At 59.7% G+C, this 13,982-nt stretch carries 14 protein-coding genes and 1 pseudogene; 7 read left to right on the top strand and 8 right to left on the bottom strand.

Annotation, left to right across the window (positions count from 1 at the left end):
- The first annotated feature begins 42 nt into the window (after positions 1-42).
- From pip to JQ848_RS21090, 7 genes are all read left to right on the top strand, one after another.
- Complete coding sequence (gene pip, locus JQ848_RS21120) at positions 43-1,014, top strand: prolyl aminopeptidase (protein WP_003438707.1); 972 nt, start codon at positions 43-45, stop codon at positions 1,012-1,014.
- On the top strand, positions 1,011-1,448 hold the full coding sequence (gene dtd / locus JQ848_RS21115) for a D-aminoacyl-tRNA deacylase (RefSeq protein ID WP_202211128.1): 438 nt from the start codon (positions 1,011-1,013) through the stop codon (positions 1,446-1,448). Before pip ends, dtd begins: the two co-directional genes overlap by 4 nt.
- 231 nt (positions 1,449-1,679) lie before the next feature.
- On the top strand, positions 1,680-3,401 hold the full coding sequence (locus JQ848_RS21110; RefSeq protein WP_010656299.1) for a glucan biosynthesis protein G: 1,722 nt from the start codon (positions 1,680-1,682) through the stop codon (positions 3,399-3,401).
- On the top strand, positions 3,394-5,946 hold the full coding sequence (gene mdoH / locus JQ848_RS21105; protein WP_003438715.1) for a glucans biosynthesis glucosyltransferase MdoH: 2,553 nt from the start codon (positions 3,394-3,396) through the stop codon (positions 5,944-5,946). The genes JQ848_RS21110 and mdoH overlap by 8 nt, the downstream gene beginning before the upstream one ends.
- 273 nt (positions 5,947-6,219) lie before the next feature.
- On the top strand, positions 6,220-7,017 hold the full coding sequence (locus tag JQ848_RS21100; protein ID WP_003438717.1) for a transporter substrate-binding domain-containing protein: 798 nt from the start codon (positions 6,220-6,222) through the stop codon (positions 7,015-7,017).
- Between the two features lie 103 nt (positions 7,018-7,120).
- Complete coding sequence (locus JQ848_RS21095) at positions 7,121-8,080, top strand: amino acid ABC transporter permease (RefSeq protein WP_369826398.1); 960 nt, start codon at positions 7,121-7,123, stop codon at positions 8,078-8,080.
- Entirely contained in the window at positions 8,073-8,807 is a 735-nt protein-coding gene (locus tag JQ848_RS21090) for an amino acid ABC transporter ATP-binding protein (RefSeq protein ID WP_003438721.1), read from the top strand. The genes JQ848_RS21095 and JQ848_RS21090 overlap by 8 nt, the downstream gene beginning before the upstream one ends.
- A 44-nt stretch (positions 8,808-8,851) precedes the next feature.
- Here JQ848_RS21090 and JQ848_RS23040 read toward each other — a convergent pair whose 3' ends face one another.
- The 8 genes and pseudogenes from JQ848_RS23040 to hisI form a co-directional block, all read right to left on the bottom strand.
- A complete protein-coding gene (locus tag JQ848_RS23040) occupies positions 8,852-9,565 on the bottom strand; it encodes a methyl-accepting chemotaxis protein (RefSeq protein ID WP_408003744.1) in 714 nt (237 codons plus the stop codon).
- Positions 9,566-9,706: 141 nt separating this feature from the next.
- Positions 9,707-10,768 (bottom strand): annotated as a pseudogene (locus JQ848_RS23035) (methyl-accepting chemotaxis protein); the annotation flags it as partial.
- A 242-nt stretch (positions 10,769-11,010) separates the two neighbouring features.
- Complete coding sequence (locus tag JQ848_RS21080) at positions 11,011-11,721, bottom strand: 16S rRNA (uracil(1498)-N(3))-methyltransferase (RefSeq protein ID WP_003438729.1); 711 nt, start codon at positions 11,719-11,721, stop codon at positions 11,011-11,013.
- Positions 11,718-12,518, bottom strand: a complete 801-nt coding sequence (gene tatC, locus JQ848_RS21075) for a twin-arginine translocase subunit TatC (protein WP_161719275.1) — start codon at positions 12,516-12,518, stop codon at positions 11,718-11,720. Before tatC ends, JQ848_RS21080 begins: the two co-directional genes overlap by 4 nt.
- A gap of 4 nt (positions 12,519-12,522) precedes the next feature.
- Entirely contained in the window at positions 12,523-12,939 is a 417-nt protein-coding gene (gene tatB / locus JQ848_RS21070) for a Sec-independent protein translocase protein TatB (RefSeq protein ID WP_202211126.1), read from the bottom strand.
- 10 nt (positions 12,940-12,949) lie between these two features.
- Complete coding sequence (locus JQ848_RS21065) at positions 12,950-13,228, bottom strand: twin-arginine translocase TatA/TatE family subunit (RefSeq protein WP_202211124.1); 279 nt, start codon at positions 13,226-13,228, stop codon at positions 12,950-12,952.
- A 22-nt stretch (positions 13,229-13,250) separates the two neighbouring features.
- The gene (locus tag JQ848_RS21060; protein ID WP_003438737.1) at positions 13,251-13,583 is read right to left on the bottom strand and encodes a phosphoribosyl-ATP diphosphatase; all 333 of its coding nucleotides are present in this window, start codon (positions 13,581-13,583) and stop codon (positions 13,251-13,253) included.
- Positions 13,576-13,977, bottom strand: a complete 402-nt coding sequence (gene hisI / locus JQ848_RS21055; RefSeq protein ID WP_003438738.1) for a phosphoribosyl-AMP cyclohydrolase — start codon at positions 13,975-13,977, stop codon at positions 13,576-13,578. The genes JQ848_RS21060 and hisI overlap by 8 nt, the downstream gene beginning before the upstream one ends.
- Between the last annotated feature and the right edge of the window lie 5 nt (positions 13,978-13,982).

The raw sequence follows: 13,982 nt of genomic DNA, 5'->3' as shown, positions 1-13,982 counted from the left end.
TGCCAGACGGCAACATTTTTTCAGCCCCACATGGAGTGCGTAATGCAGACCTTGTTCCCGCAGATCAAACCCTACGCCCGGCATGAACTGGCGGTGGACGAGCCGCATGTGCTCTACATTGATGAAAGTGGCTCCCCGGACGGCTTGCCGGTGCTGTTTGTCCACGGCGGGCCAGGGTCGGGCTGCGATGCCAATAGCCGCTCCTATTTCGATCCCAACCTGTACCGCATCATTACCTTCGATCAGCGCGGTTGCGGGCGTTCGACCCCTCACGCCAGCCTCGAAAACAACACCACCTGGGATCTGGTCACAGATATGGAGCGCATCCGTCTGTACCTGGGTATCGAGCAGTGGGTGGTGTTTGGCGGCTCATGGGGCTCGACCCTGTCGCTGGCGTACGCGCAGACCCATCCCGAACGCGTACAGGGCCTGATCCTGCGCGGAATATTTCTGGCCCGCCCACAAGAAATCGAATGGTTCTATCAGTCGGGTGCCAGCCGGATTTTCCCGGATTACTGGGAAGAGTATGTCGCGCCGATCCCCGAAGAAGAGCGTCATGACCTGCTGACGGCTTTCCATAAGCGCCTGACCGGTAATGACCAGATTGCCCAGATGCATGCGGCCAAGGCGTGGGCGGCCTGGGAGGGGCGTGCTGCTACCTTGCGCCCCAACCCGCAAGTGGTCGACCGCTTCTGCGATCCGCACCGGGCCCTGTCGATTGCCCGGATCGAGTGCCATTACTTCATGAACAATGCGTTTCTGGAGTCCAACCAGCTGATCCGCGACATGCACAAGATTGCCCACCTGCCGGGTGTAATAGTGCACGGTCGTTACGACATGATCTGCCCGCTGGACAATGCCTGGGAGCTGCACAAGAACTGGCCCGACAGCGAGCTGCAAGTGATTCGGGAGGCCGGGCATGTGGCCTCCGAACCCGGTATTACTGACGCGCTGGTGCGTGCCACCGAGCAAATGGCCCGCCGTCTGCTGCGCTTGCAGCCCGACGAAGCATGAAGGGGCTGTTACAGCGGGTCAGCAGCGCACGGGTAGAGGTTGGCGGAGAAACTGTCGGTGCCATCGATCAGGGCTTGCTGGTGCTGGTCGCCGTCGAGCCGGATGACACCGAAGCCAATGCCGCCAAGTTGCTGCACAAATTGCTCAACTATCGGGTGTTCAGTGATGCCGAGGGCAAAATGAACCTGTCGCTGGCCGATATAGGCGGCGGTTTGCTGCTGGTTTCGCAGTTCACCCTGGCGGCCGATACCAAAAGCGGCCTGCGCCCGAGCTTCTCCACGGCAGCGCCCCCTGCGCAGGCCGAGGCGCTGTTCAATCACCTGTTAAACGATGCCAAACGTCTGCATCCAAATGTCGAATCGGGCCGCTTTGGAGCCGATATGCAGGTGCATTTGGTCAACGACGGCCCGGTTACATTTTTGTTACATACATAAAAACCCGAAAAACCTCGTTTTCGTCCGAAAACAGGGGGTTTTAGCGATAAATACTTGCTGAGACTAGATGCGTTGTAACGCGGCCTACTAGATAATCCTGCGCTACATAGAGTCTTGTCCTACTGTCTTGGGGAATCATTCATCCCTTTGGCTGTCGGAAGAGTGCTCGCCAACCTGGCATTTAGATCGCTGGCCGTTGGTTTCATCATCTGTTTTCGGCGAGGTTTGCTCGTGATTGTTAGTCCAATTAATGCACCAAAAATGTCTGCCAAGCGGTTACGCAACGCACTGGTGACGGGCTCTGCGCTCTTTTGCTTGTTCGGTGCGGGTCAACTGTGGGCATTCAGTCTGGATGACGTGGCGGCCGAGGCGAAGACCCTGGCTGAACAGAAATACCAAGCGCCACGCAGCAATTTGCCTAATGAGTTCCGTGACATGAAGTTCGCGGACTACCAAAAAATTCAGTTCAACCGCGACAAAGCCCAGTGGGCCGGGGATAAAACCCCGTTCAAGTTGTCCTTCTATCACCAGGGCATGCATTTCGACACGCCGGTGAAAATCAATGAAGTGACTGCCACCAAGGTCGAAGAGATCAAGTACGACCCGAGCCGTTTCTCCTTCGGTGACGTCAAGTTCGACCCCAAGGCCACCGAAAATCTCGGCTGGGCCGGTTTCCGCGTGCTGTATCCGATCAACAAGGCGGACAAGCAGGACGAAATCATGACCATGCTCGGCGCGAGCTACTTTCGCGTAGTGGGCAAAGACCAGATCTATGGTCTGTCGGCGCGTGGCATGGCAATCGACACTGCATTGCCATCGGGCGAAGAGTTCCCGCGTTTCACCGAATTCTGGATCGAGAAGCCCAAGCCGAACGACAAGCATCTGGTGATCTTCGCCTTGCTTGACTCGCCGCGTGCGACCGGTGCTTACCGCTTTACCCTGCGTCCGGGCATGGACACAGTGGTGGACGTCAAGGCGCAAATGTTCCTGCGTGACAAAGTGGGCAAGCTGGGCATCGCTCCGCTGACCAGCATGTACCTGTTCGGCGCCAACCAGCCGTCCAAGGTCCTCAACTATCGTCGCGAACTGCACGATTCGTCGGGCCTGGCGATCCATGCCGGCAATGGCGAGTGGATCTGGCGTCCACTGAACAACCCGAAACACCTGTCGGTGAGCAACTTCTCGGTTGAAAACCCGCTGGGCTTTGGCTTGCTGCAACGTGGTCGCGACTTCAGCCACTACGAAGACCTTGATGACCGCTACGACAAGCGCCCGAGCGCCTGGATCGAGCCACAGGGTGATTGGGGCAAGGGCACTGTAAACCTGGTGGAAATTCCGACTGCCGACGAAACCAACGACAACATCGTTGCGTTCTGGAGCCCGGAAACACAGCCAGAGCCGCTCAAGCCGTTTGATTTCGCCTACCGCATGCACTGGACCCTGGATGAGGCTGCCCTGCACCCGACGGACAGCGCGTGGGTCAAGCAGACCTTGCGTTCCACTGGTGACGTCAAGCAGTCCAACCTGATCCGTCAGCCGGACGGCAGCGTGGCGTACCTGGTCGATTTCGAAGGCCCGTCGCTTGCAAAACTGCCTGAAAATACCCCTGTGCGTAGCCAGGTCAGTGTCGGCGACAATGCCGACCTGGTTGAAAACAACGTACGTTACAACCCTGAGACCAAAGGCTGGCGCCTGACCCTGCGGATGAAAATCAAAGACCCGAGCAAGGCCACGGAAATGCGTGCGGCACTGGTCCAGGATGTAGAAACCCCGGCGGCCAAACCTGCAGCGCCTGTCACCAAAGCCGAAAAAGCTGCGGCCAAGGTCAAGGACAAGCAAGAGCACAACGCCAAGGCGCCTGAAGCCGAAGCTGCACCGGCCACGCCAGAACCGGTCAAGACTGAGAAAGTGTTGACCGAGACCTGGAGCTACCAGTTGCCCGCCGATGAGTAACGCTCAAGCCCGGCCAGACTCGCTCGGCGAGTATCTGGCGCACTTGCCACTGAACGATGAGCAGCGCGCCGAACTGGCGAGCTGCACCTCGTTCGCCGAGTTGCACGCGCGTTTGTCGGCGCAATCGGACATCGATGCTGCCGAGGCCGCCCAGGCTTCGGTGGGCACGCGGCTTAACCTGAGTTCGGCAGCTGAGCTCGAGGAAGCAGAAATGCTCGCCCTCGACGCCAGCGGCCGGGTGATGCTCAAGGCCACACCGCCGATTCGCCGTACCAAAGTGGTGCCCGAGCCGTGGCGGACCAATATTCTGGTGCGTGGCTGGCGTCGTTTGACCGGGCGCAGCAATCCGCCCAAGCCGGTAATCGACGAGCGGGTGCTGCCCAAGGCCCGCTGGCGTACGGTGGGTTCGATCCGCCGTTACATCCTGCTGGTCCTGATGCTGGGTCAGACCATCGTCGCCGGCTGGTACATGAAAGGGATCATGCCGTATCAGGGCTGGGCCTTCGTAGACCTTGATGAAGTGCTGCATCAGCCATTGATGCAGACCGCGCAGCAAGTGCTGCCGTATGCCTTGCAGACCAGCATCCTGATCTTGTTCGGGATTCTGTTCTGCTGGGTTTCGGCGGGTTTCTGGACGGCCTTGATGGGCTTTCTGGAATTGCTGACCGGGCATGACAAATACCGCATTTCCGGTAAAAGTGCCGGCAATGAGCCGATCCCGGAGCAGGCGCGTACGGCGCTGGTGATGCCGATCTGTAACGAAGACGTGACCCGCGTGTTTGCGGGCCTGCGGGCTACGTACGAGTCGGTCGCCGCCACCGGTGATCTGGATCGCTTCGACTTCTTCGTGCTCAGCGACAGTAACGATCCTGATATCTGTGTTGCCGAACAACAGGCCTGGCTGGATGTGTGCCGCGAAACAGAAGGCTTCGGGCGGATTTTCTATCGCCGTCGGCGCCGTCGTGTGAAACGTAAAAGCGGCAACCTCGACGACTTCTGCCGTCGCTGGGGCGGCGATTACAAGTACATGGTGGTGCTCGACGCCGACAGCGTCATGAGCGGCGAATGCCTGACCAGCCTGGTGCGCTTGATGGAAGCCACGCCAGACGCCGGCATCATCCAGACCGCGCCACGGGCGTCGGGTATGGATACCCTGTATGCACGCATGCAGCAATTTGCGACGCGGGTATACGGGCCGCTGTTTACCGCCGGTTTGCACTTCTGGCAGCTGGGTGAATCCCACTACTGGGGCCACAACGCAATCATCCGCATGAAACCTTTTATCGAGCACTGCGCCCTGGCGCCACTGCCGGGTAAAGGGGCTTTTGCGGGGGCGATCCTGTCCCACGACTTCGTTGAAGCCGCGTTGATGCGTCGTGCCGGTTGGGGCGTATGGATTGCCTACGACTTGCCGGGCAGCTATGAAGAACTGCCGCCAAACCTGCTGGACGAACTCAAGCGTGACCGTCGCTGGTGCCACGGTAACCTGATGAACTTCCGCCTGTTCCTGGTCAAGGGTATGCACCCGGTGCATCGCGCGGTGTTCCTGACGGGTGTGATGTCGTATCTGTCAGCACCGTTGTGGTTCTTCTTCCTGTTGCTGTCGACGGCCTTGCTGGCGGTCAACACGCTGATGGAGCCGCAGTACTTCATGGAACCGCGCCAGTTGTATCCGCTGTGGCCACAATGGCACCCGGACAAGGCCGTGGCGCTGTTTTCGACCACCATCGTGCTGCTGTTCCTGCCTAAATTGCTTAGCATCATTCTGATCTGGGCCAAGGGCGCCAAAGAGTTCGGTGGCAAGTTCAAGGTCACGTTGTCGATGTTGCTGGAAATGCTGTTCTCGATGCTGCTGGCACCGGTGCGCATGATCTTCCACACCCGCTTTGTACTGGCTGCGTTCCTTGGCTGGGCTGCGACCTGGAACTCGCCACAACGCGACGACGACTCCACCCCATGGAGCGAAGCCGTTCGCCGGCATGGCCCGCAAACCCTGCTGGGTGCGGCCTGGGCCGGGTTGGTACTGTGGTTGAACCCGAGCTTTCTGTGGTGGCTGGTGCCGATTGTCGGTTCGCTGATGCTGTCGATTCCGGTGTCGGTGATTTCCAGCCGGGTCAAGCTGGGCCTCAAGTCCCGTGACGAAAGCCTGTTCCTGATTCCTGAGGAATACGCGCCGCCCCGTGAGTTGTCGGCTACCGCCGAGTACACCCACGAGAACCGCTACCGCGCGCTGCATGACGGCTTTGTCCGGGCCGTGGTTGATCCGCAGCAGAACGCCCTGGCCTGTGGCCTGGCGACCTCGCGTCACCGTGCCGCCGAGCCGATTGAATGGCTGCGGGCCGAGCGCGTGCGTCATGCTCTCAAGGTCGGGCCTCAGGGTCTGAACAATAACGAGCGCATGGCGTTGTTGAGCGACCCGGTTGCACTGGGCCGCCTGCATGCGCTGGTATGGAGCGAAGGCCACGAAGACTGGCTGAACGCCTGGCGTGAATCGGTTGCGGCCGATCCTCACGCGCCGTTGCTGCCCCTGCAACCGGCAGCATGATCTAACGCGAGCAACCTGCTCCTGCTTTTGTGGGAGCAGGCTTGTCCGCGATAGCATCGCCGGCAAGCCGGCTGCCACACAGATCACCCGCTATAAATCACACCTGCCTGCACCCCCCCCGCCTGTCGCGCTTTTCTATCGCAAAACTCGTCTCATAACCCTTCTGTGAGTTAGCATCCGTCTCCGAATGGGTGAGTGCCCGGCTTTATTGGCTTTTTGAATCGAGCCCGCCGCTGGCCAACACCTTTATAAGCAGGTCGAGGGGAGTTGATGATGAAGAAGTTTCTGTCAAAACTGCTGTGCGGTGTCACTGCACTGCTGGCGGTGAGCGCCGCTCATGCAGGCGCAATCGAGGACGCGGTCAAGCGCGGTACGTTGAAAGTGGGCATGGACCCGACCTACATGCCGTTCGAAATGACTAACAAACGCGGTCAGATCATTGGCTTCGAAGTCGATCTGCTCAAAGCCATGGCCAAGTCCATGGGCGTCAAACTGGAACTGGTGTCCACCGGCTATGACGGCATCATCCCGGCCCTGATGACCAACAAGTTCGACATGATCGGCAGCGGCATGACCCTGACCCAGGAGCGCAACCTGCGCCTCAATTTCAGCGAACCCTTCATTGTTGTGGGCCAGACCCTGCTGATTCGCAAAGAACTGGAAGACAAGGTCAAGTCCTACAAAGACCTCAACGACCCGCAATACCGCCTGACTTCGAAGATCGGCACCACGGGTGAAATCGTCGCCCGCAAACTGATGTCAAAAGCCCAGTACCACGGCTATGACAACGAACCGGAAGCGGTACTGGACGTGGTAAACGGCAAGGCCGATGCGTTTATCTATGACGCCCCGTACAACGTTGTGGCCGTCAACAAGTTCGGTAACGGCAAGCTGGTGTTCCTCGACAAGCCATTCACCTACGAGCCGCTGGCCTTCGGTCTGAAGAAAGGCGACTACGACAGCATCAACTACATCAACAACTTCCTGCACCAGATCCACGAAGACGGCACCTACGATCGCATCCATGACAAGTGGTTCAAAGACACTGCCTGGCTCAAAGACATGGAATAAGGCCGACTCTTCAATCGCGAGCATTTGCGTTAACTCCTGCAGGAGCGAGCCTGCCCGCGATTGACGGCCTCCCTAGCGACACAAAACGTGGAACCTGAAAGTGATCAAACAAAAAAAACCCCAGTGGCCCTGGCACGTATTGACCGTGCTGGTGCTCATCGGTCTGGCGGGCGGTCTGTACTACGCCACCTCGCTGATGTCCTACGAATGGCGCTGGAATCGAGTCCCGCAGTACTTCGCCTACCAGGCTGAAGAAGCCCAGCGGGCAGCCGAAACCTCCACCGTGATTGAGCTGGTGCGCAAGGGCGACAATACCGAAGTGGTGCTGAAAGGTGACGATGGCGCCGAACAGCGTCTGACCGTGGCCGACAACAGCCTGCAACTGGCCGAAGGTGACGATGTTGCCGAAGGCGATGTGGTGGGGGTCAATCGTCATTGGGCGGCAGGCCCGCTGCTCTGGGGCTTGTGGACCACCGTCTGGCTGTCACTGGTATCCGGTGTGCTGGGGTTGCTGATCGGCCTGGCCACCGGGCTCTGCCGGTTGTCGAAAAACCCGACCCTGCGCGATCTGTCGACCCTGTACGTGGAACTGGTTCGTGGCACGCCGCTGCTGGTACAGATTTTTATCTTTTACTTCTTTATCGGCACCGTGCTCAACCTGTCCCGCGAGTTTGCCGGTATTGCCGCGTTGTCGCTGTTTACCGGTGCCTATGTGGCCGAAATCATCCGCTCGGGCGTGCAATCCATAGCCCGCGGGCAAGACGAAGCGGCGCGCTCGCTGGGTCTCAATGCCAGCCAGTCGATGCGTCACGTGGTTCTGCCACAAGCCTTCAAGCGCGTGCTGCCACCCTTGGCCGGGCAATTTATCAGTCTGGTAAAAGACACCTCTCTGGTGTCGGTGATTGCGATTACCGAGTTGCTTAAAAGTGGCCGTGAAGTCATCACCACTTCGTTTTCGCCGTTCGAGATTCTGTTCTGCGTGGCGGGCCTGTACCTGTTGATCAACCTGCCGCTGTCGCATTTGGCCAGCCGGCTTGAGCGGAGGCTTGCGCAAAGTGATTGAAGTTCGCGAACTGGTAAAAGTCTTCGATACCCGCGGGCAGGTCGTCCGTGCGGTAGACAATGTCAGCACCACAGTGGCCAAAGGCGAAGTGCTGGTGGTGATTGGGCCTTCGGGCTCAGGTAAATCGACCTTTCTACGCTGCCTCAACGGCCTGGAAGAGTTCGACTCCGGTTCGGTCAGCATCGACGGTCTGGACCTGGCCGACCCGAAAACTGACGTCAACGCCTATCGCCGTGAAGTCGGCATGGTGTTCCAGCATTTCAACCTGTTCCCGCACATGACCGTGCTCGAAAACCTGTGTCTGGCGCAGAAGGTCGTGCGCAAGCGCGGCAAGGCCGAGCGCGAGGCCAAGGCCCGGGCTCTGCTGGAGAAGGTCGGGATCGGGCAGAAGGCTGACGAGTACCCGTCGCGGCTATCGGGCGGCCAGCAGCAACGGGTGGCGATTGCCCGTGCCCTGGCGATGGAACCCAAGGTGATGCTGTTCGACGAGCCGACTTCGGCGCTTGACCCGGAAATGGTCGGCGAAGTGCTGGACGTGATGAAGACCCTGGCCCGTGAAGGCATGACCATGGTCTGTGTGACCCACGAGATGGGCTTTGCCCGTGAAGTGGCCAATCGCGTGCTGTTCTTTGATCACGGCAAGCTGCTGGAGGATTCCGCCCCGGAAGACTTCTTCAACTCGCCCAAAGACCTGCGGGCCCAGGCGTTCCTGCGTCAGGTGCTGTAAAACCCCAACCCTGCAGGGGCTCGCTCCTGCAGGGTTATCAGACTTCAGACCTTGAAGCGTGCCACCAGCGCCTGCAGGTGCGCACCCAGGCGCGCCAGCTCAACGCTGGACGCCGCGGTCTCTTCGCTTGCCGCTGCCGTCTGCTCTGACACGTCACGCACATTCAGCACGCTGCGGTTGATCTCTTCAGCTACGGCGCTTTGTTGTTCGGCGGCCGCCGCAATCTGTTGGTTCATGCCCTGAATGGTCGACACCGTGCGGGTGATGCTGCCCAGCGCTTCGCCTGCACGACGGGTGAGTTCAACGCTGCTGTCGGTCAGGATACGGCTGCTGTCCATGCTGCTGGAGGCCTGCCGGGTACCGCTTTGCAGGCCTTCAATGAGCTCTTCGATCTCTTCGGTGGATTTTTGCGTGCGCTGCGCCAGGCTGCGTACCTCGTCGGCTACCACCGCAAAGCCACGGCCTGCCTCACCGGCGCGGGCGGCCTCGATGGCGGCATTGAGTGCCAGCAGGTTGGTTTGCTGGGCCACCGACTTGATCACATCGAGCACGCTGCCGATCTTGTCACTTTCGCGCTTGAGATGGTCCATGGCTTCGGTGGAGTGGCCCACTTCAATCGCCAGTTTCTCGATCTGGGCAATGGCTTCACCGACCACTTTGTCGCCTTCACGGGACTGCTGGTCGGCAACAACAGCGGCTTCTGAGGCCTCTTCGGCATTGCGCGCCACTTCCTGCACCGTTGCCGCCATTTCGTGCATGGCGGTAGCGACTTGATCGGTTTCGACTTTCTGGCTGTTGACCCCGGCACTGGTCTGTTCGGTCACGGCTGAGAGTTCTTCGGCCGCGCTGGCAATCTGGGTCACGCCATCGCTGATGCCCCCGATCAGTTCGCGCAGACCTTCGGTCATCCGTTGCACGGCTTGCTGCAATTGCCCCAGCTCGTCGCGGCGAGCGGTGGGGTTGTCATGGCTCAGGTCGCCTGCGGCGATCCATTCAACGGTCTTGAGCGTGCGCTGCAGCGGGATGACGATCTGCCGGGTAATAACCCAGGCAGCAATGATGCCCAGTACCAGCGCCAGTAATGTACAACCTATGAGCAGGTTCTCGGCCTGCTGGCTGTCGTGATCGCGTTTTTCGGTTTGCAGGGTCGAAAGCTTCTGGCTCAGATCGATCAGGGTGCTGCCTTGCTGCTGCATGCGCGTCAGCGCCCGGGCACTGGCGACTTGAGCATCGCGAAAGCCGGTCACGGCGGCCCGATAGTTTTGCATGGCCAGCGTGGCTTGCTGCAAGTGGCTCAGATGTTCGTCGGGGAGCCTGGCGGGCAGGCTGTCGAGTTCTTTGAGCGCATGGTCGATGGCATCCAGGGCGGGCTGCTCGGCCTCGGGGCTGGCGCTATAGGTGTAGCCACGCACCTGGAACCTGGCTTGCTGAAGCAGTTTTTGCAGTTCGATGACGCTCTTGTACTGCGCCAGGCTGTCGCTTTGCAGCAAGGTCTGCTCAATGTCTGCAACGCTGGCGACGGCGCTGTCGGCGGTACTGCCGAGCAGTACGCGGTTGGCTTCACGTGCTTGAGTGGCCAGCCCGGAGTCGGCGAATGCGCTTTTGTATTCGGCCACCGCGGCGAGCTGTTGCTCGACCAGGGCCAGCTCCGCAGGATCGGTGAGCTGGCGGCGCGACAGGTCCAGCGTCTGGTCCAGGGCGGTCAACTGGCCATTTACCTCGGCGTTGCCTTTTTCACCCTTGTCCCGCTCGTAGTCCAGACGTGCAATGCGCAAGTCTTTGGTCAGCTCGATGGTCTTTGATATGTTGGCCAGCTTGTCACCGCGGTCGATCACAGAAACCAGACCCTTCCAACCGATTGCGCTTATCAGCACTGTTAAAACCAGCACCAGACCAAATCCCAGGCCCAGCTTGCGATTAACACCGATATTGCCCAGTAGTCTGGCCAGTTGACGGTACATGATGAAACTCCTTTTATGACGCGAGCAGCCTGACGGGAAGCCGTCCATTGCTTTGCGTTCTTCACGGGTATCAGGGCATCGGCGTGGCGCAGGGGAACTGAAGCGGGGGGTGTTGAATGTGTGACCGAGGCCTCAAACCCGCAGCGCAACTTCGTAGTCGCCGAGGAACGAGGCTGCGATGGCTGCGAAGCTGGCCCCGGGGGGCGCAGCCTCGCTCATAGTCAGCGACTAGGTGGCAGGGCTCAGAACAGCCGGGCGAGAAGGGCGGTGACGGCGGTTTCGACCCGCAGGATGCGCGCGCCGAGTTGCACCGGTTGCAGGCCGGCTTTGGCCAGCAGGTCGATTTCGTACGGAATCCAGCCGCCTTCCGGGCCGATAGCCAGGGTCACGGCTTGATCCAGGCCGCGTGGGCACGCGGGGTAATCACCGGGGTGGCCAACCAGGCCCAGTGTGCCTTCGACCAGCTGTGGCAGGCGGTCTTCGACAAACGGCTTGAAACGTTTTTCGATGATGATTTCAGGCAGCACGCTGTCGCGGGACTGCTCCAGCCCCAGAATCAGCTGTTCGCGAATTGCTTCGGGCTCCAGAAACGGGGTCTGCCAAAAGCTTTTTTCGACCCGGTAACTGTTCATCAGAACCACCCTGGGCACGCCCATCGAGGCAACTGTCTGCAGGACCCGGCGCAACATCTTCGGGCGCGGCAGGGCCAGTAACAGGGTCAGGGGCAGTTTGTCGGGCGGCGGCTGGTCGAGGTTGTGGATGACCAGTTCGGCTTCTTTGGCCTCCAGGCGCACCAGTTCGGCGCTGCCCATTAAACCGCCGATGCGTCCGACCCGCAGGTTGTCGCCCACTGCCGCACGGTGCACTTCCTGCATGTGAGTCAGGCGCCGATCGCGCAGGATCACGCGATCGGCGGCAATGAAATCAGCCTCTTCGAGGAGCAGCAGGTTCACGCTTGCGGTGCTGGCGGCTGGGCGTTGCTGTCGTTCTCGGGCTGTTCGTCCGGGTGATCGTCACGCTTGTTTTTGCTGATCAGGCTGCCGAACAGAATGCCGATTTCAAACAGCATCCACATCGGAATCGCCAGCAGGGTCTGGGAGAAGATGTCCGGCGGGGTCAGGATCATGCCGACTACAAAGCAGCCGATAATCACGTACGGACGGATTTTGCGCAGGTATTTGACGTCGACAATACCGATCCATACCAGCAGCACCACTGCCACCGGGATTTCAAAGGCTACGCCAAAGGCAAAAAACAGGGTCATGACGAAATCAAGGTAGCTACTGATGTCGGTCATCATGGCCACGCCTTCCGGTGTCGCGGAGGCGAAGAACTTGAACACCAGCGGGAACACCAGGAAATAGGCGAACGCCATGCCGGCGTAGAACAGGAAGATGCTGGAGATCAGCAGCGGCACGGCAATGCGCTTTTCGTGCTTGTACAGGCCGGGGGCGATAAAGCCCCAGATCTGATGCAGGATCACCGGGATCGCTATAAACAGCGACACCATCATGGTCAGCTTGAGCGGTGTGAGGAACGGCGATGCCACGTCGGTGGCGATCATCGTGGCGCCCACCGGCAGGTATTCACGCAATGGCGTGGAAACCAGGGTGTAGATCTGCTGGGTGAAGGCGAACAACCCGATGAAGATCAGAAAAATCGCGGCGATGCAGCGCAGCAGGCGGGTGCGCAGCTCGGTCAGATGCGAAACCAGCGGCATTGGCTGGTCGTGTTCAGGCTTATCGCTCATGCGCTTAGGGGGCTCGCGGTGGCAGGGTAGGGTCGTGTGGCACTGCCGGTTGAGGTGCAGGCCCGGACTCGGTCTTGCTCAGGCTGACCGGAGCAGGGGCCGGCGGCTCTGCGGGCTCCGGCTGCGCAGGTGCGGCCAAAGGCTGGGTCGGCATCACAGGCGGCACAGGCGGCTGGAGCGGGGCCAGAATCTTCTTGGCTTCTTCTTCCATCGACATGATGTGCTCGTTGTGCAGTTGCCGACGAATTTCGTCGGCGCCGATTTCACGCTCAACTTCCTGTTTGATCGCATTGAAGCTGCGTTTCAAGCGGCCGATCCACAGCCCCGCCGTGCGTGCTGCTCCCGGCAGGCGCTCGGGGCCGAGCACCAACAGGGCCACCAGGCCGACGAGCAGCAGTTCACTGAAGCTGATACCGAACATTATTTTTGGCTCACACGTCTTTGCGGGTCGGCTCTTCGACTTTCTGGGCCTGCACGTCAATGGTGTGCGGCTCGTTGAGGGTCGAAGTGGTGTGTGGCTGCGGTGCGGCCGTTGGCTGTGCAGGCGGCACTACCGGTTCGGCAGGCTTCTCGTCGTCGTTCATGGCCTTGCGAAAGCCCTTGATCGATTCGCCCACGTCAGAGCCCAGGTTTTTCAGTTTTTTGGTGCCGAAGACCAGGACCACAACTACCAGAATGACGACCCAGTGTTTCCAGTCAAAAATGCCCATGATGAGTTCCTTGCAAAAAAGTTTAAGCGGATGGCCGTGAGGCTTTTTCCACGTGGCCGGAGGTACCGATGCGACGCTCCAGTTCATCCAGTACGGCCTGAGGATGCTGACCCAGCTGGGCGAGCATGATCATGCTGTGGAACCATAGATCGGCGGTTTCGTAGATGACATCGCTGCAATCTCCGCTGATGGCCGCATCTTTGGCTGCGATGATGGTTTCGACCGACTCTTCGCCGACCTTCTCCAGAATCTTGTTCAGACCCTTGTGGTACAGGCTGGCGACATACGAACTGTCCGGCGAGGCGCCTTTGCGCTCTTCGAGTACCCGGGCTACGCGGCTCAAGGTGTCAGTCATTGGAGTGTCCTGCGTGATAAATGGCGTGCGGGTCTTTAAGCACCGGATCGACGGTCTTCCATCCGGAGTTTTCGTACACGCGGTAGAAGCAGCTCTGACGACCTGTATGGCAGGCGATGTCACCGATTTGTTCGACCATCAGGATAATGACGTCAGCGTCGCAGTCCAGGCGCATTTCATGCAGCTTTTGTACGTGGCCCGACTCTTCACCCTTGCGCCACAGCTTGCCACGGGAACGTGACCAGTAAATGGCACGGTTCTCGGTGGCGGTCAGGCTCAGGGCTTCGCGGTTCATCCAGGCCATCATCAAAACGCGCCCGGTTTTATGGTCCTGGGCAATCGCCGGCACCAAGCCGTCGCTGTCCCATTTGATCTCGTCCAGCCAGTTGTTCATGTTCG

The organism is Pseudomonas paraversuta, from assembly GCF_904067025.1.
Lineage (GTDB): Bacteria > Pseudomonadota > Gammaproteobacteria > Pseudomonadales > Pseudomonadaceae > Aquipseudomonas > Aquipseudomonas paraversuta.
Note: the sequence above shows the minus strand (reverse complement) of the source record. Positions and strands in the feature narration are given on the sequence as shown.